The organism is Campylobacterota bacterium (assembly GCA_020633995.1).
Classification (GTDB): Bacteria; Babelota; Babeliae; order Babelales; family RVW-14; genus JACKCO01.
The window spans coordinates 437,373-458,699 of sequence record JACKCO010000004.1 but is presented as its reverse complement, the minus strand read 5'-3'; the positions used below and the strand labels follow the sequence as shown (position 1 = coordinate 458,699).

Genomic DNA, 21,327 nt, shown 5'->3' with positions numbered 1-21,327 from the left:
TAGTGTGCCAATCGAAATATTTATTTAATGTTTGTAAAGTCTATTTTCCGTGTTGGTTTAATGGTGTAGTCGATAAAGTCACTGGTTAAGCCATATTCTTCAACTTTAATGATAATCTTTTGATTGTGCAATCGCCTTAATTCACCAAGGTGAAGCTTTCGGTGAGAGTCAAGCAACTCATACGTTGCTTGTTGTGCAATTTCAAATTCATTTTCGTTAAAGAGTGCTAGATAGCCTCGTACATATGTTCTGTCTCGGTTTGCAAAGAGCGTGTCTACATCAATCATTGCTTCTTGGCCTGGCTCAAGTCTGAGTAGCTCAGTTTTGTCAAAACGCCACACGGTCATGTCATCCTTGGGCTCAATTGCGGCGATCCATTGTCCCTTTGCTCTCTTCTGGTAAACGAAACAGGTTACATAAATTGCTTGGCCTGTTTGGTTTTCAATCATGAAGTCAAGTTCTTTAACTGCTTTGACCGGTTTCTGCTTGTCGATAAAGTCATACTCCAACTGTTCTCCGTGAAAGCCATAGCGTTCAATTTGAATAACGACCTTCTTTCCTTTGAGTTTACTGAGCTGATCAAGGTCAAGCTTCTTTCTGTCTGGTAGCAGCTGATAAGAGGAAAGTTCAGCCTCTTCAAATGATTCACAGACACCCAGATATCCAAAAACATAATTTCTGTCACGTTCGTCAGGAATGGTGTCTATATCGATGGTTGTTTTTTGGTTTGGGTTGAGTTGATAAATTGGTGATTTATCCCAACGCCAGTTTCCAAAGTCACGGTTCTTGATGTATGAGAAACAGGTAACATACAACGTTTTTCCCGTTTGGTTTTCAACATCAAAATCAATTTGAGGTACTTGCTTAGGGCTATCTTGACCACCTTCTATGACGGCGCGCAATGTGTAGTCAACCATGTTTGTAGGTAGCGTTGTGGGAATATGCCCCTCGCTGCTTGCGGCCTGCAAGGCTTCAGTGGGTAGTGCTGCGGGTATAGTCGCATTATTTGCAGGATTTTGGTTTTGCTTTTCTTCTTTGCCGCAGTTTGCCAGCATTAAGCAAGCGTGGACAATACAAGCATACAAAAGATATGATTTCTTTTTATTCATAACGTACATCTCCTTGGCTAAGCTTTCTTGCAGCTTAATCGGTCAAAATTTCTTGTTCAATAACTTTGATTTTTTGCTCAAACGAATGGTCAGTTTTAAGTAGGCTGTCAATTTTTGTTAGTGCGTGAATGACAGTTGAGTGATCGCGTTTTCCGATGAACGATCCAATTGTTTGTAGCGAGCTATGGGTTAATTTTTTCATGAGGAAGAATGAGATTTGCCGTGCGAGTGCAATGTTTTTGTGGCGTTTTTTTGATTTGATTTCTTGCGGTGAAACACCGTAGTGTTTGCCGACAACCTTGACAACATGCTCAAGTGATGTGTCTTCATTGCGTTGCTCATTGAGCGTTAAAAGTACTCGTTTGGCCATTTCAAGCGTGATGGGCTGATGTGTTAAATCTGCAAAGGCAGCAACCCGCACCAATGCTCCCTCAAGTTCACGAATATTTGAGCGAACGCGTGAGGCTATGTAGTCGGCAACTTCGTCAGGCAAGTGAATGTTGTGTTGGTCTGATTTTTTTTTCAGGATGGCGATTTTTGTTTCCAAATGAGGCATTTGAATGTCTGCGACAAGCCCCCATTCCATACGTGATTTAAGTCGACCTTGCAGACCTTTAATGTCCTTGGGAAAAGTATCTGACGAGAAAACAATTTGTTTATGTTTTTCATGAAGCGAATTGAATATGTGAAAAAAGGCTTCCTGTGTTTGTTCCTTGTTTGACAGGAACTGGATGTCGTCAATAAGAAGCAGGTCAATTTTTTGATATTTACTACGAAATTCGCGTGAGCGGTCAAAGCGTATACAGTTGATGAATTCGTTGATGAATCGATCAGCTGTTTCGTAACGAACATGCAGGCCGGGGTTGTGGCGACGTACTTCATTGCCAATAGCATGTAGCAGGTGTGTTTTGCCAAGGCCAGTTCCGCCATAAATGAAAAGTGGGTTGTAGACTTTTCCTAAATTCTTGCAGATTGCAAATGCAGCAGCATGTGCAAGTGAGTTGCTTGGTCCAACAATAAAGCTACTAAACTGATACTTATCATTGAGGTGGCTTGATGTGACGGGGCGTGCCTTTCTCGTTACCTTAAGCGCCGCAAAATTTGTATGGGGAGCCTTTCCAACAGCTGTTATACGAGTGTCATCACCCTGGTTTCTGGGGTTGTAATGAACAATTGAAGCTGGCAAAATTGTGTGCGTAGGTTTTGGTGGTTCAGGTTCAGTGTCTTGTTGGCTGCAAGTTAGGTTTAATTTTAAATCGGTTGAGTGAAGAAGACGACCGAGGTGTGTTTTGAGCAATGTGAGGTAGTGATCGCGAATCCATTTGCTTACAAACTCGTTTGGCATTTTTAATGTCACGGTTTTTGTGGCAGGATCCCATTGTTCAAGATTGACCGCCTTAAACCAAGTTTCAACAATTTGGCTACCAGCTTCAGCTTTCATGATTTTTAGAAATTCATCCCAAACAAGCTGCACAAGACCTCTTTTTATTTTGCTCAGTGACAAGATTTTGATGTTGTGTTAAAAACATATATCAATGATGTGTAAGGTGATACGTGTGCAAGTCAGTATATCAAACAGAGGTCGTCTTGAACACGAAAAATTTAACATCGGGTTGTTATGATCAGAAAATATCGGCACTTATTTGTTCTGTGTTCTGTTATATTTTTTTCTCCAGGCTGTGGAAAGAAGGGCAATAAAGGTTTGGCTCGTACATACCACAAAATGGCGGTGGCTCACCTTACCGATCAAACGATGAGTGATAGCTCTCTCAGGCAAGCATTGGCATATGTTGATCAGGCACTTACTTTGGTGCCGGATGCTTGGCAGTCTTTGGCACTCAAAGCAACATTGTTATTCAAACTTTCTCGGCATCAACAAAGTATGGACTGCTTTGTTCGGGCGCTCAGTTGTTGTACAACGTTACAGCAAAAAGCTGATGTGCGTAACAATTATGCTTGTGTGTTAGCGCAAAACGGCAAGCAGGAGCAGGCTCTTGAGCTTTGGCATGAGCTGGCATGCGATCAGCATTATCTCACCCCTGAGGTAGCACTCGTCAATCAAGGTAAGGTATTGGTTGAGCAGGGTAAATTTTCTCAAGCAAAGCGCTGTTTTGCAGATGCTGTAATGCGTGCTCCAGATTTTTTAGATGCGCGTTATTATCTCGCGCTTGTTGCCAGTTGGCTAGATGATTGGCTGTTGGCAAACCATGAGCTTGAAAATATTCTATTTGTGGCACCTGATCATGCTGGTGCGCAGGCACTCAAGGCATATGTTGAGCAATGTAAGAATGGTCTGTACAAACAAGCATGAGCTGCTAAGCTGAAAACTTTCTTCAGATAAGCATTTTTACGAAATTTAAGGGGAGTGATATGAGAAAAATTAATTATTGTGCTTTGCTTGCTTGTGTTATGAGCATGGCAAGTTGCGGTGATAGTACAACCAATAAACATTCATTACGGCGTGGAGCAGATAGCATGCAGGTCAGATTAGTGCAGTCAATAGATGACATTAAAGCCTCATTTCCTAAAACAATAGAAGAGATTGAGCATATTATTGAAGATACCATCAAACACGTTAGTGCACAGCTTGATGTGATTATAGCAATTGACAAAAGCGATCGCACCTTTGACAACACAGCTCGCGCTTTTGATCTTGCTGAAGAGTTTTACCACACGAGTTTGACGCCCCTGCATGTGCTTGAAATGCTCAGTCCGGAGCAAACAATGCGCGAAGCGTGTCATAAGGCTATCATAAAACTACAGACGTTTTATATCGAGGCTTTTGAGAAAAAGCCTCTCTACCAGGCGTTTGTAGATTTCCAGGCAGATGGAGCAACACGTGAACAACTCTCTGATGAACAACATTATTTTTTAACTGAATCAATCAAAGATTTTGAACGTGCCGGCTTCAAACTTCCTGATGAGCAGTTTGCACAAGCGCAGGCGCTTAAAAAAGAATTATCAGAGCTATCATTGCAGTTTGAGACAAACATAGCTCAGGACAAAAGCGCAATTACAGCAACGGAAGGCGAGCTTGATGGTGTTGATCCAGACTATATTAAGACGTTAGAGAAAAATGAAAAGGAACAGTACGTTGTCAAGTGTAATTACCCGGCACGTTCTGAGATTATGGAAGAGTGTCATAACTCAAAAACCCGAGAGCGTTTTTACCGAGCGTTTCAAAATCGTGCCTATCCGGCTAACAAAGAAGTTCTTGAAAAAATTATTGCAAAACGTGATCAACTGGCAAAACTGCTTGGGTTTGAAAGTTTTGCGGCACTCAATGTTGACAGTGTAATGGCTAAAACGACTGATCGCGTCGAGCAGTTTCTTGACGACTTGACGGGAACTATTGGCAGTAAGGTGGAAAAGGAACGAGCAGAGTGGACCAAGCAGCTTCCCGATGGTGTTCAGCTAGACGGCGATGGCAAACTTAAGCCCTGGGACATGGCGTATCTTAAAAATCAGTATAAAAAGAAGCACTATAGCTATGATGAGCGTGAAGTTGCAGATTACTTCCCTGTAGAGCATGCGCTTAAAGGTGTCTTTGATATTTACCAAGAATTTTTGGATTTGCAGTTTACAATGTTGCCGATTGACCAAAGTTGGCATGACCAAGTACAACTCATTGAAGTACGTGATCGTCAGTCAAAAGCATTACGTGGATATGTGTTGCTTGACCTGTATCCTCGTGACAACAAATACTCTCACGCTTGCGAAATTGGTGTCGTTTCGACCAAGCTTGACAAAGGCGTGCCAACGCCAGCTTTGGTTGTTGTTGTTGCCAACTTTCCTCAGGCAATGGGTGACAAGCCAGCGCTGCTTAAATATAACGACCTGACTACCTTCTTTCATGAATTTGGCCATGCAATGCATCAAATCCTGGGTGTGACGGAAATGGCGTCGTTTTCGGGAACAAGTGTTAAGCGAGACTTTGTGGAAATGCCTTCACAGATGTTTGAAGAGTGGTTGTATGACAAAAAGATGCTCAAGATGGTTAGTTCGCACTACAAAACTGGTGAACAATTGCCAGATCATTTGATTGAAAAAATTCAGCAACTCAAGAGTTTTGATTCAGGTTTTTGGATTGCGCGTCAAGCCGTGTTTTCATACCAGGCGCTTGAATATTTTAAGGCTGGTGGTGTAAAAGATCTTGATGGTATTTGCAAAGAGCTTCAGACGCGTCTTCTGCCATATGTTGCGTACGAACCAGATGCTCATCATTGGGCATCGTTTGGACACTTGACCGGTTATGGCGCCAAGTACTACGGCTATTTGTGGTCAAAGGTGTTTGCACTTGATATGTTTGAGCACGTTAAACGTGAAGGGTTGTTGAGTAAGACTGCCGGGCAGCGTTTGATTAAAACAGTGCTTGGTCGAGGTGGTAGTGTTGACCCAGAAATCTTGCTTAAAGACTTTTTAGGCAGAGCGCCAAGTCAAGATGCGTTCCTAAAAGATTACGGTATTCGCTCGTAATAAAAAAAAGTCCCCAGTCATCAGACCGGGGACTTTTTTTGCAGGTGCAAATTTTATTTGCATCCACATTTATCTTTAGACATGTTGCATTTTTTGCACATTTTTTTGCCGTTTTTTTCTTGCTTGCTACTGCATTCTTTACCTTTTTTCTTGCAGCAGCAACCTGGAGCAATGGTACAAGCAGCAAGTAATGCACAAAGTGCAAGTGCAGATTTTTTTGACAACATAACGTGTCCTCCTAAAAATAGTGTTGAACATTCACATTAATTTTTATTTTTCTTCATCACTCTTGCACAGGATAGTCTTTCAAAACAAGATTTTACACAAATCAAATGTTATTGATGTTATCCTGGATGATTGTTTCACCAGATTTTTGTTTTTTGCGCGTAATTTGTTCAAAGTAACGGGTAATGTCAAGGCTTGCCAAAATCTGTGCTTCGGTTTGCACATTGCCAACAACAAAGATGCGTGGCAGAATTAGCTGTTTAGTTTCATTTTCTATGAAAAAGTTCCCCTGTTCGATATACAAATTTTTTGGGTCAGTCAAAATCGTTACCGTGATGGGGCTTATTTGTTTATTTTCAGGCAAGTGAACTTGCTGCACCTTCCACCATCGTTGCTGTTTGTTCTCGTCAGTTTCTACGTCTAATTGGTATAGCTCGGTGGGGTTGTTGTTACTGTCTACATACTGCGCGTGTGAGACGGTGTGCCCCTGCACCCGTACCAGTTCAATGCGCGGGGTCAGTGCTACGTACAATCTTGATATGTCATGACGCAGTGGAAAGGTAATTTGTCCGTCTGTGTCGGAATAATCAACATAACCGCCATACAATGCGATAAAACCACTTACCTTGGGTAGTAGGCGTGAGCGGAGTCCGTTTTTCACCATTGTTTTGCTCACTTCTGCCGGTGTTTGTTTTTCTAACATGTCAAAGTCAGCCTTGAGCTTCTCATCATCTTTAACGTTTTGCGCTACAGCTGCAAGCACATCGGCCGGAGGCGGCTCAAGATACATAACAATGCGGGTGTCAGCTACCAAGCTGGTTATCAGCATGCATACCAACATAAAGATGGTGATGGCAACGGTCGCCTTTGTTTTGTTTAGTATCATGATCGTTCTTCCCCCTAAATTATTCGGGGCTATTTTCTTTCTAGTCAATGCCCTTTATACTGACATCGTAGCAGATTTATACAGTGAAAATCTATATTTTTTAATAATTGAAATAATAAAAAGGGAGCGGTATGGTCAAAATGAGCCAAAAATCACCCGATCTTCTTTGGCAAGAGTTTGCCGATCAGGAAGGATTAAATCCCCAACAGGTCGAGCAATTCAAGCAGTATGAGTCATTTTTAAACCTGCATAACCAGCAGTTTAACCTGACAGCGATTACTGATCTTCGTTCGATTTTACGCCACCACTTCAGTGACAGCCTTGTACTGCGCCAATGTTATGAGCTACAGGCTATTTCTTCAATTGCTGACATTGGTACAGGAGCAGGGTTTCCAGCGATTCCACTCAAAATTGTCTTTCCCCACCTTAAGCTCGTGCTGATCGAGGTTAACCACAAAAAGCGTCAGTTTTTGACCGATTTGGCTAATGTGCTTGGCCTTGATGATGTTCAGGTCTGTGAGTATGACTGGCGTACATTTTTGCGTATCACCGACTATGAAATTGATCTGTTTGTTACCCGTGCTGCGCTGGATCCACTTGAGCTGATCAGGGTCTTTAAGCCAGCATGTGTTTACAACAAGGCAGAGCTTGTGTATTGGGCAAGCAAAGACTTTACACCGCAGACCAAAGTGGTGCCGTTTATCAAGCGTGAGCATGTATACAAGATTGGTAGCCGCTCGCGTAAGCTTTTGTTTTTTGGTAAGCCGTAAGGATAAAAGTTGGTGGTTGATTTTGAAGTGGTGGTGTGAGAGGACTAAAGTGATTTACAAAAAAAGAAGCTCCCGAAAATCGGGAGCTTCTTTTTTTGTTTTTACAGAGTAGATGACTATTTATTGAGTTTGTCTAGTACAGCCTGGACTGTTTTGACGTCATTGTCAAAGTCCTCATCACCAAGGCCCCATTCTTTTTCGGTACCTTTAAGGGTAAGATTTCCGTCTTGGTCTTTTCTGAAGTATCTATCAGCAATAGCGGTAAGACTACTTTGCTCTGTAGGAGTCAGCTGTTTACCTACAGTACCAAATTTGTTGTGTGCAATAACTTGGAATAACAGGGTCACCGCGTCGCTTGCATCCTTGCCAGCGCCATTATTTGTTGTAACTTTGTAGGCGAAATTTTCAGGTTTCTGGTTATTTTCAACTGCATTTTTAACCAACGTGTGTAATGCTTGACGGTCTGCTTTGTTTAATGGTTGTGAGTCGTTACTAAATCCACCAGCACCGTTTTGAGTGAATTTTGTAGCGTTTGCTAGGTTTCTGCCAAGAGCAGTTCGACGTGTTGCAATAGCGTTTGCGACAGCTGCAAGTTTGTCTTTTTCACTTTGAGCTTGAGTTGCTGCTTTATATTTATCATTCAACTTCTGCATACGAGCTTCCATGGCTTTCAGATCAGCTTCAGTTTTGTTATCAGCGTTGAAGCCATCAAGGGAAGCAAAGTGGTAAGTTCTTAAGTCAGCATTTTTGCCAGCAGCAGCTTTTACTTTGTCGCGTAATGCTGTAAAGGCTGCATCATCAAGATTGTCTTTGTTTGCATCTTTAAGTGCGTTGATTTCTTTTTCAATATCAGCTTCAACAGTAGCTTTTACTTCTTGATCAAGAGGATCTGAGCTTGCGCCAATAGCGTTGAGTTTTGCAAGCAATGGCTTGAGCTGACCTTCAAGAGCTGTTGTATCAAAGGCAGGAGGATTTGGCAGTGTGCTTGTGCCTTGGCCAAAGCTACCAGCTTGGTCAGCCAAGAGTACTACTGCATTAGCAGCAAGTGCGAGTGCGCAAAGCTTACGTTGCTTGGAAAAGTTTTTGCTTTCCAAAAAGTGTGAGAATGAGTAGAGCAGAGCATCAATGTCTTTAGCAACAAGACGGAAGCGTTCTGTCATTTCGCTTTCTTGGCATACAAGTTCTACACCGTTTGGCAACACTCTGAAAAGACCACGTCCTACAGGAAGACCGTAGCGATGAAGTTGCATCATTTTTTCATTGTCCAATGTTGTTCCAGTTTTGTCATCAGCAGGTGCTTCGTACGCATCTTTTTGTTGGATTGCTTTGATGTCTTTGTAAACAGCTTGTGACTTAAGAGCAAGAAGTGCAAGATCACGTAGCAATGCAGGTGCATGGCTTAAAGCATTTGTGCGTTTATGTTCTGACTCAGCATAGTCAATGATTATGCTGACTGCATCATGCGCAGCATCGAGTGCATCAGCCGCAAGTTTTGGCTTACGTGCTTCAGCACCAAAACGATCATCATAGTGTTTTTTGTGCAAATTCAATTGTGCAGCGGTTGCACCAGCACCGGTTAGCATGCCAGCAACACGCAGCGGTGTGTTGGCTTCAGCTAGCAATGAGCTGCCCAAAAGCGCAAAGCTCAAGGTTGAGCTTAAAAGCTTTTTAGAAAGGGACGAAATATTTGTTTTGGGGGAAAAAAAGTCCATAGAATCCTTCATATGGTAAAGTGTAACTTTTGTTTTCTACAACGACGGCAAAAAGTCTATCAGCTTGTAGGCAAAAAGCAAATGCTTTGGATTTTGCAAGCAATTTTGCTTAACTCGCTACGTTTTTTGTCTTTGGTTGTGCGGGTCATGTCATGGGTATCCTCTTGCAAGTTTTGTTGGGCCCTCATTTTTTGAAAGTGATCCAAGAACATAGCACAATCACCTAGCGATGTCACGTTTTGTGGGTAAAGTGCATAAAAAGAGCCCCGACGTTTTGCGCGGGGCTCTTTTTAGTATCTTCTGATTTTGATATGGGTGAATTATTCCGCTGCACTTTCGATAGAGTGTTGAGCGATTGCAGCGTTTACTTGTTGTTCGAGTTCTTCGAGTGTTGTTGGTTTGTCGCCTTGCTTAAATGCTGTGTGTGCTGTCTTGAGTCCAACAAATTTCTCAAACTCTTCAGTGTACAAAACGTCTATGAGCGCAGTTGTCAATGCATCGGGTGTGTCGCTTTGGATAAGGTTTGTTATGGATTCTGCTGTAAAGCATGGTATAAGCCCGTCAGGAATGTTTTTCAGTTCTGGGAAAAATTTGCATGCTTCTTGCAGGACTGTGCGAATGATATTGTCATCTATTCTGACGGCAGGGTGACCGGGCTGCCTGGTTGTCGGATCAAGTTGCTTAAGCATTGTTAGCCACTGTCCTTTGAATTGGGTATCGAATGCTTTTTGAAGTACGCTTTTATACAACTCCTCGCTCAAGCCTGTAAGCTTTTTTACTTCGGGCACAGTAGTGCTTGCAGTTGCCTCTTTTCTTTTTTCTTCTTCTTCACGAGATTCGCGTTCTTCACGCTCCTTGCGTTCTTGCTCCTCTTCTTCGCGTCTGCGCTTTTCTCCAGCTTCGCGTTCTTCACGTTCTTTGCGCTTGCGCTCTTCGGCTTCACGTGCTAATTCTTCTTCGCGGGCCTTTCGTTCGCGCTCTTCTCTCTCTTTTTGTTCGCGTTCTTCGCGTTCACGTTCTTGCTCGGCAGCGCGCTCTTCTTCTTTGCGTTTGCGTTCTTCAGCTTCTCGTTCTTCACGCTCTTTGTGCTCGCGCTCTTCAGTTTCACGTGCTAATTCTTCTTCGCGGGCCTTACGTTCGCGCTCTTCTCTCTCTTTCTTTTCGCGTTCTTCGGCTTCACGTTCTTGCTTGGCAGCGCGCTCTTCTTCTTCTTTGCGTTTGCGTTCTTCAGCTTCTCGTTCTTCACGCTCTTTGTGCTCGCGCTCTTCGGCTTCACGTGCTAATTCTTCTTCACGCTTACGTTCTTCGGCTTCACGAGTTTCTTGTTCTTCTCTCTCTTTCTTTTCACGTTCTTCACGCTCGCGTGCTTCACGTTCCTTGCGTTCTTGCTCTTCTCGTTCACGTCTGAGTCGTTCTTTCTCAGCTTCTTGTTCCGCTCTGCGCTTACGTTCTTGTTCTTCACGGACTTTGCGTTCTTGTTCAGCCTTGCGTACTCGTTCTTGCTCGGCTTTGATTCTCTCTTGCTCTGCCCACCATGCATCTTCAGGTGTTTGAGTGAGCACATCGTGGCACATTGTTGCTGCTTCAACACACAAGAGCGCCATGAGTGCTAAGGGGAGAGCGCCTTCATGTGCATGCGTGCTGATATCATAGCCGGTTCGTGCAATCATACTACAGTCATGCAAAACGCGTCGTGCATATGGTGATGTGTTGGGAAGTGCTGCAACGATGTCTGCCGTTGTTTGGGCAAGATGTGCAATATCGTCTTTAGTTAGGAGTGTCCAATTTTCTGGCTCTTGTTGAGCGTGTGAGTTGTTAGTGTAGAGGGTATCGCAATCTTCTGGCTCTTGAACCCATGCTAAGATGCTTTGTGCAAGCTGGTGGCTTGAGCGCGCTGTCAATGCTAGGTGTGCAAGTGTATGCGGACGCGTCAAAAAACTTTGCTGGTCAGTAACACTTTCCCGGTAATCGGTAATGAGCTGAACCAGGTCGGTGCATAGTGTTGCACCATCAAGGGCTAGCTTACTGGGAAGGTGTGGTGGGGGTGATGAGGATAGATGATCGTCAGGCAACGCGTGCGTATGGTATACATGCAGCCCACTGCGTGCAAGGCTTGCTATAACTTCGGCACTACGTCCCCACGTGCAAGGCGTGGGTTGGTGTGGGGAAGCGGCTCTGAGCGGTGTGCTCAGTCCAGCTATCAACAGTGCCCATACCATCATCTTTTTATTGATACCGTTCATGAAATTCTCCTTTAAAACGGTGAAACAGGTTTTTATGGTACAAAAAAGCACTGGATAAAAATGTCATACACCAAGTGTATGAAGACATACACGCAATGTAAATAACAAAAAAAGAAGAGGGCAACATGCGTTGCCCTCTTTTAAGTTCTCTGGTTGGTTGTTAGTCTTTCGGTTTTATCGCTTCAAATCGCTTTGTTATATCGGCTAGCTTTGCACGAGTTTCTGGCTCGTTAAGTGTGCATTTGCTTTCACCTTGTAGCTGCCCAAGGATCCCTGTAATTTCGCCTTCAAGCGCTTCAAATTCTTTGACTTCGTCGTCACCAGAATTGTGATCACCAGCTCGAACCTTAGTCGAGCCATACGGCAGAATTTTGTTCATTAAAGCTTCAAAATCTTTGTTGAAACTATCGATTGTTTTTTGGTCCATAGTTTTTTTGTTTTTCTCGTGGTATGCACGCACAAGGTTGCCAAGCTCTTCGTAGTTAGGCTTAATGGTTTGATTATAACGCCCGATGTTTTTACTTACTTCACCTTCTTTATCCGTAACTGACTGATAACCAGTCACCGCTCTGGCAGCCTGTGAAATGCCACTATCTGGGTGATATAGAAGAGTCTCTGCACGCTGGTATGCCTGGCTAAGTAATTCCTGTACGTTAGCCTCTGTTGCTTCATTGCCTGAAAGAGGTGGTAGTTCTGTTATTGCAACAGCTTTTTTATATCGATCCCTAGCAAGTAAGTCAGAAATAAGTGTGGCAGGGTAAGTTGCACTCCAGTGAACGTTGTGTTCTTTATCATACTCTACGTTGATTACTGCTTTTACTTGCTCAAATAAGTCCATGTTCTCAAGGTACGACCTCGTGGCAAGTTCTTCTTCTGGTATTTGATCTGTGAGACTATCACTATGACTATTTCGTTCAAGATAGTATGCATTTATAGCCTCTTGCAAGATTTCTCTTCTTTCTTCAACGTTCATTTTTTCGATTTCTATACAGCGCTTGAGGCGATTAAGGTCGTTTAGATACATTGAGTCGTTGTAGGCTCCAACTTCTGTTTTCTCTTCTTTAGTGCCTGCAATATTTACCGTGTACTTTTTGACAGTCATGTCTTCAAGCGATGCACGAGCGATGCTGCCGTTGTACACATGAGTGGCAGCATAAGGGAGGCGTTGCATGTTAGCCGATGCAAATGGTCGATGTGCACCCTTGCATTGAGAGCCGTCAGCACAAAAGTAGATTGGGGTGTCGCCAAGCACACCGAAGTCAATCCCTGAAGTCTTAAGATGGGCAAGCGTCGCTTCTTTTTCACACTCGATGGCCATGAGAGTAACCATCTTGCTCAGGCGTTGTTTGATGACCTCGGCCGTCTCTGGAGAATTGCTTGTTACAAGTTCGGTAAGCATGCGCTTGATGTCGATGACAAACTGTTGCTTTTCTTTTTCTTCTCTTTGTTTATGATTCTCACTAACAGCACATACCTCATACAGAGCTTCAATGCCAGTGGCAAATGCTGTAGCAAATTCACCCATAGTTTTAGGTGCATCAAGAGCAGTTTCTAGCTGGCCAAGTGCAGTATCTGCTGATTTGTACTGTGCTTTAGCCTCTGTGCATGCTAGTTTAGCCATGGCAGCGACATCGGTAATTGTTTCTGGTGTAATTTGTCCTAGTATAACATCTAGTGCTGCTTCAGTTTTCATGACCTGCGCGTACACTGACTCGTCTTGGACTGCTGCGCGCGCCTGGCCAAATTCACTTTTGTTCAAATGTTGGATAACGCTATTTACTTGTTGATGTGCTTTGGCTGCCAGTGCAAGCAGTGCTTTGCCTTGAGGGGTGTCGTTGCCTGCTTTTGCAGCTTCGGTTTTAAGTTTGAGTTCAGTCAGCTTCAGCTTAAGAATTTTTGCAGATGCTTGTGCAAATTCATCGTATGCTGCGTAGTAAAGTTTTTGACATACATCAACTTGCTGGAGAAGAAAGTTTGTGTCGATAAAGTGTTTGACTCCAATCCATTTGGTGTATTGGGCATGCATTCTATCAAAAGCATCTTGGTAGGCTTTAGTTGCATCCGCATCGTTAGCGTCTTGTGTGTGAGCTACAATGGTGGTAACAAGCTTCATAAACTCTGGAAACTGCTCAGGGGCCTTTTCAGGCATTGCAACGCCCAGGTCTGCAAAGAGTGGATCGTTGAGTTGCTCTTGACATAGCTTGACAACGTTTTGTAAGAAATGTGTAAGATCGGCAGCTACTACTGCATTTTTTTCTTCAACCTTGGGCTCTTTAAACAAGCTAGCCAAATCAGCGCCATAGTTTTGGTAGAGCTTTGTTACAGCCGCTGCGCGTTTAGACTCGTCGGCCAGATCGCACATGATTGCAAACAGGCTTGGTTTTTCTTTTTCTTGTGCAAGTGCAGCCTCTTTTGTTTCCTCGCTTGCCAACGCGTTTTTCACATCAACTAAATGAAGGAGGTCGTCGAGTTCTTTCTTGAGTTTGATCAGTTCTTGTAGCGCGGCTAATGGGTTATTAGCATTAATGTTGACACCTTTAATCTCATTAATTTTTTGCACTACAGGGTGTGTTGGTGCCAAGTCAGTAACATCTAATGCCGCAACTTGCTGTTTGATTTGTTGAGCACGCTGTGCATCTTTTTGTTTACGTGCTTGGTGTGCAGCTTCAAGATCTTTTTTCATTTGTTCAAGTTTAGTTTTTTCTAGCTCAAGCTCTGCTTTTTCTTGTTCGGCTTTTTGGCGAGCAGCAGCCTTTTGTTCATTTTCTTCCGAACTGTTGGTTAGTTTTTGAAAGAAGTTAGGCGAGGCTGCATTCTCTTCGCGTGCTTTGTCTGCAATAGCTGCTGTATTCTGCGCGATTTGTTTTTGAAGCTCTTGCTCGGCTTGGGTAAGGTCGGCCTCGCTTGCAGATGCTAGAAGCTCTTTCATTTGTGCTTGCTGAGCAGGGTTAGCGGCTTGTATGTCAGCAGCCATTTCGAGTGGTTTTTTCTTGGCAAATGCTGTCAGGTCGCATGCTTGTAGTGTTGCAAGCTTTTCTGTAAGTTCAGCTTTAGCAGCAGCAATTTTTTCGGAGGTGTCAGCAGCTTTTTTTATTTCTCTAGCTTGTTTGACCTGCTCGTCAATGACTGTATTTGCTCGCTCTTGATCTGCTGTGAGTGCTGGTTGGCCAGCAGGTGCAGGTGTTTTTGTTTTTTCAATGTCAGAGATAATTGTTTCTAGTTCTCCACGAGCTTTCAAAAATTCTTTTTTGAGTTCAGTGATGGCTTTGGTGATTGCTGAAACCTTAAATTCCCAGGCAATGATTTCTTTGGCGATGGTTTGCTCGTTTGCATCAGCTGGGACAGCTTTTATTTGAGTTGCTATTTTTTCAAGTATTTGTTTGTGTGTTTCAAGTTCTGTGTGTTTGTCGGCTGGTACCCGTGCTTTGCCTGCGTCTGTAAAAATTTCATCATTGAGAAGTGAGGTTACTTTGGTGTCGAGTACATCAAGGCCAAGGCGCTGTTTGTCTGCGGCAGCTTGTTCGATTTGCTTGTCAATGGCAGCGGTATCTTGTTGTCTGCGTTCAAGTAGTTTTCTTTCTTCTTCTTTGAGCTTTCTTTGAGCATCTAGGTGTTTGCGCTGTGCGTTACGGTTTTCTCTGCGCGACACATCTTTCGCTGCTGGGGCTTTCTTGAGATCTTGGTGTGCCTGATCAACAGCTTTCATTTGCTCAATCTCGGCAAGTTTGCTATCGATGCCTTTGACTACATTGTCAGCATCGGCAATTTTTTGACTCTCTTGCGTAGAGAGGTCTGTGTTTGTTCGCAGCTCGGCTACTTTGTCTGCAAGCTTGGTTTTTTCAGCCTGTAGAGAAGTTTGTTGTTTTGCGTAAAAATCATTGAGTTGCTGTTGAAGTTCTTCTTGGGTAACCGTTGATACATCAGCTTCTTCTTTAAAGGATTTTTGAGCAAGGGGGCTGTTGTCTGATTTTTTACCAAGATCGACGCTTGATGAACGTTGACGTTTGGGTTTGTTTTTAACTTTTTGATCGGCTATTTTTTTGTGTTCTTTTTGTAGATCAATTTTTTGGATAGTCTCGTTGACCTGGGTTTTTAGTGTATCAAGTGCGTCAAAATTTGCAGCGCGTGCGATCGCATCAGCTTCAAGCTGCAGACGCTTTGCTTCTTTTTCTTCCCAAATTTGTTCCGGTGTTTGTGTTGCAGCATCAGCAACAAGGTTAGCTGTTTGGGCCAGTAAGCATGTTGTCATAAGCAGCGTGAGCGCACTGTCATATCTGTGCTGGCGAAGCTCTTGGCAAGTACGCAACATGGTACCAATGTCGTGCAGGAGGCGGCGTGCATAGTCTGATGTGTTTGGTAGTGCGGCTGCTACGTTAACTGCACCTTCAGCCACAGGAAAGCCATAAGTGTGTGCAAGCACGAAATATTCATTGGTTACAACTTCAAAGAGTGTGTCAATGATGGGTTGCAATGTTTGTGTTATTTGTTCTGGCAACTGAAGTGGAAACTCATGTTCAAAGAGCTCTATTTGCTCGTCTGAAAAAAGTTTTGAAGCTGAGTGTGCACACTGGTAGCCGCTGCGAGCGGTTAGTGCAAGGTGGACCCAGGTATTAAGTCGAGCTAGAAACGCACGCTCTTGGGTGGCGCTTTCGTTGTACGAAGAGATGAGGCGCGTAATGTCACTAGCCAGTGTTGCTCCATGAGCTGCGGTTTTGATAGCGATGCTTTCTGTATGATTTGCACACAGACATGCTACAGTGTTTACCACACTGGTTGCTATTTCAGCGGTGCGGCCGTGGTTATTTGTTTTTGCAAAAATATGAGTAGGCGCTAAAAACATACTTGCAACATAAACCGTTGCGGTAAGGCGTGCAATTTTTTTCTGTAATCGTTTGTCGACCATAGTTAAATCCTTTGTTTTACGAGGTCAATTGGGGGTGTTATTTTTTCTTTTTGTACATTTTTTGTGCAAGACCATGAAAGTTTAACAGGGTTTTTTTTCCAGTTCAATTTTTGTACAGTTTAGATACTTTTTTAATGTTTTTGTGGATTTGGTTTTTACGTAACCTCAAGTGTTTGACTTGCGGTGTAGGCAACACGCATGCACTGACATAGTACGAGTACTAAGCATATGCCTTTCTCTTTTGAATATGGTGATTGAATGAGCATAGTTTGCACAAGCCTGCAGAGCAGGGCGCATGCGCGAGCGCATTGACGAACTGCCTTTTGTTGCGCAGCGTTAAGACTTGTTGTGTGCGTGTACAGATGGGCCAGCGTACTGACCAGTTCAATAGTTGGTGCAAGGTATAAATATGTTGTTTGCGCCAGCGCATCGTCTGTTAATGTTGTGCGCAAAGCACTTGGTTCAAGGCAGTCTTTGTCCTCATCAGGCATAAGTTGTAGGTCAAGCGCACGGTCAAGGCTGCTAGCAGCAGTGCCAATGTTGCTCAGCATGAGCGCGAGTTGCGTTGCTGCGTCATAACCATTTTCAACAATGCCATCACTTGCGCACGTGCTGACAAGTGTTGTCAGGTCATGGGCAAGGGTGAGTAAGACGCTTGCTACCTCACAGCTTGCCAGTTGCTCGGGTGTGGCTGTTTTCGCTTGGCTGAGTTGCTGTTGAGCCGTCAGCGTGTGGGAGAGTGTACGCGCAGTGGCCAGCGTTGCGTTAATGTGCTCCAGCCATGGCGATGCAGAGGTAGGTATGATGAGCAAAAGTATAAGCAGTAGTATTTTTTTGTTCATGGTGCGTGGTGTTATGTTCTGTCTGTACCATCAGGATTTTTGCCAGCTTTTATGTTGTTCCAGGCTTCTTGGACTGCTGCGCGCTGTGTTTTAGTATCACTGTCTTTTGCCCTGGAGTTGGGAACAAGATCGATGAGTTGGTCGACCTTGCTGGTATTGGTGTTGATACTTGCATAGCCCGTTTTTGATCCTTGCCCTGTATAGAGACGAAAAAGAAGGTCGGTTATTTTTTTCTGTAGCTTACTTTCTGGGATAAGTCTTGCTAGTTCAATTTCTTCCTCGAAAATGTTGTTTCCACCAGTGAACCACCCCCCTCCCAAAAAGCCGCCAGTACGGAGAAGTGGCTGCATTAAGCTGACCAATGCATCATAGACCAGATCTGCGACTGTTTGATCATCTGCAGAGTTATCATTGAGTTTAGTTTTGAGTTCTGCTAGTTTTTCGACCCACAGTTTTCGAGTTGCAGTTCGCTTGTGGCTTGGGGTTTTGGAGATAAGATATTTTAAACGCTTTGTTATTGTGTCAACAACGGCAACTTTATTTTCACCCATCTTGCTCTTGTAGTATTGATATCGAGCGGTTTCATCTTCTTTGCTTGCGTTGCTTGGTGCGTCTATAAATCGTTCTGCAGCGGCGACAGCTTGTACTGGTACAGGAAGGGTTTCAATCGCTTCTTTTTCTGCGTCAGGTGATTGTTGTACATTGTTAATTTTCGAGAGTGTACTTAGCCATGTATTGAAATATTGTTCTTCAAGTTTTTTAACTGCAGATTCATCAAGACCTTGCCGTGTTGCTTGAGTAGCAAAGTGTAAATCAAGTACGTCTGTTGCTTTAAGGGGTTGGCCAGTTCTTTGCTTGTTTTCTACTTCAGCTTTCCAGCGTTGATAATCAAGCAGCCTTTCATTGAGAGGTCTATGCTCAGTGTCGCTGCCATCATCATCATCTGAGTCTCCACCCCCATCGCTACCACCAGTATCTTCGAGTGCAGTCTTAATTGTATTGAGTGTAGCTGCAAGGTCTGCGTGTGCATTGATTGCTGTGGCAGCATCCTGAAGAGGTTCAAGATCATCTTTGAGACTGTTTGCTGCAGTTTTGAGAGCATCGATGTCTGCTTGATCTGGGTCAATAAGATTTGCAAGTTCTTCTGTAAATTTTTCTTCATCTTGGTCAACATTATTTTTCAGAAAGTCTTTAAAGAGCGGTGACTTTTGGATGTATTCCAGATGTGTTTTGTGTTGAGCAAGTGTTTCTTGGTTTTTGTCAAAGAGTGTGTTTGCTTTGAGCGCTTTGGTAAGTGCTTGCTGATCAGCATTAGTTATTTTCGCTTCAATGGTGTGCTCATCGGTTGCCGCAGCTCTGATTTGTTTGATGAGATCAAAGTTGTCTGCGAGTGTTTCTAGCTTTGTTGGCAAATCTGCGTCAAGCGACGCATGCTTTTTGAGTTGATCTTTATGGGATGCGTCTTTGTACAGGTCATCAAGAACTTTTTGCTGCAGCGTTGACAGGGTGAGTTGCGGTGGGCGTGGTGGCTCTTGCTGTATGATGCGGGCAACATCCCAGAGCAGATTAACGCATTCTAAAAATAAAAAGAGCATGAGGCGTTTGCGGTCTTGCGAGTAATATTTGCTTTGCAAAAAGAGTGGGAGCAGTCGAGTGACTGACTCAAAGTTTTGCAAAATGGTACAGGCGTTTTTGTTTGCAGTGTGGGCATCTGCTAGTTGAAGACTCGCGCGTAGTGGTGGGAAAGCATAGACGGTGAGTTGTTCAAGCAGTTTCTTGCCATCAAGCATTGAGCGTCGTGTATCCTCAGGCATGAGGTCTGGGTCAAGGTCGTCGACATCGATGGTGAGTAAGTCGGCAAATAAATTTTTAGCATCGTAGAGTAGGTAGACGGTACGACGCAGTGTCATAATGTTTTTGCCTGCGTTGTCATCAACATATGCTTTAAGCAGAGCGCTGATATCGGTCAGAAGTGCACATGTGTCTGCCGTGATTTTTGCATAGATGGTGTTTCGGCCAAACGGATTTTTTTTATCCATGTTGTGCTGGTAGTACAGTTCGCTTGCACAGCTTGCCGCAGCGCTTAGGCCATACGCTGCGCGTACGCCAGTGTTAGCGTTGGCGCTGGTGTGTGCCAGCAAAATCGTGCTTACAAGGTAATAGATCGTTGCTTTGGAAAAAAAATTCATACAAAGCCCTTTGATGTAGAGACGTATTCATACTTACTGAAAGTGAGGGCATTGTACCACTGTAGGGGGTAAAATTCAAATGATCTGTCTATAATGGTGGTTTTGAGCAGATGGGGCTTTTTTTGTGTTTCTGCTTGTCGTGAGGTAGAATTAAAAAATGTTAACTTTAGCCTTTAAGTTGGAGCATAAAATGGAAAAAGAGTCTGTTACATCTTATTCATTTTTTAAAAAGCTTACGCAATTGCCGTTTGTTGATGCGATATATTTGTTTGGTTCTCGTGCGCGCGGTGTGAGTGATGAGCATTCGGATATAGATTTGGCCATTGTTTGCCCTCAGGCAAATGAGTATGATTGGCTCGAAGTTGTTAAAATTATTGAGCAGGCAGATACACTATTAAAAATAGATTGTCTTCGTCTTGATGCCTTAAGTAGTAAAAAACTTAAAAAAAATATTCTAGAAGAAAAAAAGATCTTGTATGAAAGGAATAGCCATGACTGAACAAGCGAGGCGGCGAGATAGTGTTGAGAGCTTGGAACAGGCACTAAAGAGATTGGGGGAGGCATTGGCTGAGTCGGTTGATGATAATCCCATTGCGATTGATGGAACAGTTCAGCGCTTTGAGTTTAGTATAGAATTATTCTGGAAGGTCTTGCAAAAACTTTTAAGAGATGAGCAGGTGGTTGCCAAGAGTCCTCGTCAGGTTATGCAAGAAGCATATGCCCTTGGCTGGCTTAAGGATGAGGCGTTGTGGCTTGAGATGGCCAATGCGCGCAATCAAACATCACATACTTATGATGAAGATTTGGCGGTAGAGATTTATGGGAAAATAAAAAAGTTTTACCCTCACCTATGTTCTACATTTGAGTTTTTGAAAGAGAATGTTATTAAAGATCGTGTGTAATGAACTTACAACTTCTTGATTCCTGCTCGGAATTCGGGACCGTGAGTGAGTTAGCATAAGAGCTTGTATTGCTAAACAAAGACGAGGGCTACTATGATAACGGTAGCCCTCGTCTTTGTTTGTTATGCTTATTTCAGTGCTTGTTGTAAGTCATAAAGAATGAGTAGGCCATTGGCCAGGGTAAGCATGTTAATTGTTTGGCGTGCATTGGGTTTATCTAAGAATCTGATTTTGTTTGAACGCAGGCGTGCTAGATTTTCAAAATCGTTTGCAAGATTGCGTACGTGTGCGTTGATATCGCCGTGTGCTTGTGAGGCGATAACTGCCGCAGCTGCTTCAAAGGCTGCATAAACATACTTGTGTTGTTTTTCTTGGTCATTACGTTCGAGATAGCCGACTAAGTCATCGTAGGTTACTTTAGAAAGATCTGGAAATTCTGACAGATCAAGCATCTTAACAATTTTTTGAATATCTTCTTGTGTGGGTTGAGCTTGGTCTGGGGTAGTATTTGCTTCTGGTTGAGCTGATGGTTGTTCTACCGCTTCGGTAGTTGTTGTGGTATCTGTGGGTGAAGCACCTTCTGGTGCAGGGCTTGGGTTTGGTTCAATGCCTGGTGATGTTGCTTCTTGTTCTTGTTCGTCGGAGAGCTCTTCTTCATTGCCATATATTTCTACCAGGCGCATAAGGTTGTTTGAAAGAGAGTATGCATCGTACAAGCTGCCGAGTATTTTGCGCCAACAACCTTTAATGTTTTCTCGCTCACCGGCTATGGCCAGTATGGTATTTGCTAGGTGCATGCTGTCATTTGCGGTGCTTGTTGCAAGACAGCATTTTTCCGACTTGTCATCGTGAGAGACGTATGTGTGCATCATGCTTGTCAGGCCTTTTGCGCCAGCAGTTGCTGCTTCAGCGCGATTCAGCCACTTGTCAGCATTAGTGGATGCTGCATTGACTGCGGTAAGCGATAATGTGCCCAGCAGTGCAAGCACACACGTTATGTTTTTGTTGTGTGTGTCCATGAAAACCCTTTCGGAGGTTTTGTGGTTAAAAAAATATTAGTGGCTGTAGAA

The 21,327-nt window shown here is 43.5% G+C and carries 15 protein-coding genes; 5 read left to right on the top strand and 10 right to left on the bottom strand.

Annotated elements, in window-relative coordinates:
* Positions 1–20 precede the first annotated feature (20 nt).
* Positions 21–1,109: a hypothetical protein gene (locus H6679_05035; GenBank protein MCB9493612.1), complete on the bottom strand. Its 1,089-nt coding sequence runs from the start codon at positions 1,107–1,109 to the stop codon at positions 21–23.
* A gap of 34 nt (positions 1,110–1,143) precedes the next feature.
* Positions 1,144–2,583: a chromosomal replication initiator protein DnaA gene (gene dnaA / locus H6679_05030; protein ID MCB9493611.1), complete on the bottom strand. Its 1,440-nt coding sequence runs from the start codon at positions 2,581–2,583 to the stop codon at positions 1,144–1,146.
* A 144-nt stretch (positions 2,584–2,727) separates the two neighbouring features.
* Between dnaA and H6679_05025 the strand changes: the two genes are divergently transcribed.
* Both H6679_05025 and H6679_05020 read left to right on the top strand, forming a co-directional pair.
* A complete protein-coding gene (locus tag H6679_05025; GenBank protein ID MCB9493610.1) occupies positions 2,728–3,420 on the top strand; it encodes a tetratricopeptide repeat protein in 693 nt (230 codons plus the stop codon).
* 59 nt (positions 3,421–3,479) lie between these two features.
* On the top strand, positions 3,480–5,585 hold the full coding sequence (locus H6679_05020) for a Zn-dependent oligopeptidase (protein ID MCB9493609.1): 2,106 nt from the start codon (positions 3,480–3,482) through the stop codon (positions 5,583–5,585).
* 53 nt (positions 5,586–5,638) lie between these two features.
* Here H6679_05020 and H6679_05015 read toward each other — a convergent pair whose 3' ends face one another.
* Entirely contained in the window at positions 5,639–5,812 is a 174-nt protein-coding gene (locus tag H6679_05015) for a hypothetical protein (GenBank protein ID MCB9493608.1), read from the bottom strand.
* Between the two features lie 101 nt (positions 5,813–5,913).
* Complete coding sequence (locus H6679_05010; protein ID MCB9493607.1) at positions 5,914–6,696, bottom strand: hypothetical protein; 783 nt, start codon at positions 6,694–6,696, stop codon at positions 5,914–5,916.
* Between the two features lie 131 nt (positions 6,697–6,827).
* Between H6679_05010 and rsmG the strand changes: the two genes are divergently transcribed.
* A complete protein-coding gene (rsmG, locus tag H6679_05005; GenBank protein ID MCB9493606.1) occupies positions 6,828–7,466 on the top strand; it encodes a 16S rRNA (guanine(527)-N(7))-methyltransferase RsmG in 639 nt (212 codons plus the stop codon).
* 116 nt (positions 7,467–7,582) lie between these two features.
* Here the strand turns inward: rsmG and H6679_05000 are convergent, their stop codons facing one another.
* The 5 genes from H6679_05000 to H6679_04980 all read right to left on the bottom strand — a co-directional run bounded on the left by H6679_05000 (position 7,583) and on the right by H6679_04980 (position 19,355).
* Positions 7,583–9,190 (bottom strand): hypothetical protein, encoded by a 1,608-nt coding sequence (locus H6679_05000; protein ID MCB9493605.1) that lies wholly within the window; start codon positions 9,188–9,190, stop codon positions 7,583–7,585.
* 308 nt (positions 9,191–9,498) lie between these two features.
* Positions 9,499–11,421, bottom strand: coding sequence for a hypothetical protein (locus tag H6679_04995; GenBank protein ID MCB9493604.1), 1,923 nt, complete (start codon positions 11,419–11,421; stop codon positions 9,499–9,501).
* 160 nt (positions 11,422–11,581) lie between these two features.
* Complete coding sequence (locus tag H6679_04990) at positions 11,582–16,324, bottom strand: hypothetical protein (GenBank protein ID MCB9493603.1); 4,743 nt, start codon at positions 16,322–16,324, stop codon at positions 11,582–11,584.
* Between the two features lie 155 nt (positions 16,325–16,479).
* The gene (locus H6679_04985) at positions 16,480–17,166 is read right to left on the bottom strand and encodes a hypothetical protein (GenBank protein ID MCB9493602.1); all 687 of its coding nucleotides are present in this window, start codon (positions 17,164–17,166) and stop codon (positions 16,480–16,482) included.
* An 11-nt stretch (positions 17,167–17,177) separates the two neighbouring features.
* Positions 17,178–19,355: a hypothetical protein gene (locus H6679_04980; GenBank protein MCB9493601.1), complete on the bottom strand. Its 2,178-nt coding sequence runs from the start codon at positions 19,353–19,355 to the stop codon at positions 17,178–17,180.
* A 190-nt stretch (positions 19,356–19,545) separates the two neighbouring features.
* On the opposite strand from H6679_04980, the gene H6679_04975 reads away from it, so the two are divergent.
* Both H6679_04975 and H6679_04970 read left to right on the top strand, forming a co-directional pair.
* Complete coding sequence (locus H6679_04975; protein ID MCB9493600.1) at positions 19,546–19,854, top strand: nucleotidyltransferase domain-containing protein; 309 nt, start codon at positions 19,546–19,548, stop codon at positions 19,852–19,854.
* Positions 19,847–20,257 (top strand): nucleotidyltransferase substrate binding protein, encoded by a 411-nt coding sequence (locus H6679_04970; protein ID MCB9493599.1) that lies wholly within the window; start codon positions 19,847–19,849, stop codon positions 20,255–20,257. Before H6679_04975 ends, H6679_04970 begins: the two co-directional genes overlap by 8 nt.
* A 128-nt stretch (positions 20,258–20,385) precedes the next feature.
* Here H6679_04970 and H6679_04965 read toward each other — a convergent pair whose 3' ends face one another.
* On the bottom strand, positions 20,386–21,276 hold the full coding sequence (locus H6679_04965; protein MCB9493598.1) for a hypothetical protein: 891 nt from the start codon (positions 21,274–21,276) through the stop codon (positions 20,386–20,388).
* Positions 21,277–21,327 lie beyond the last annotated feature (51 nt).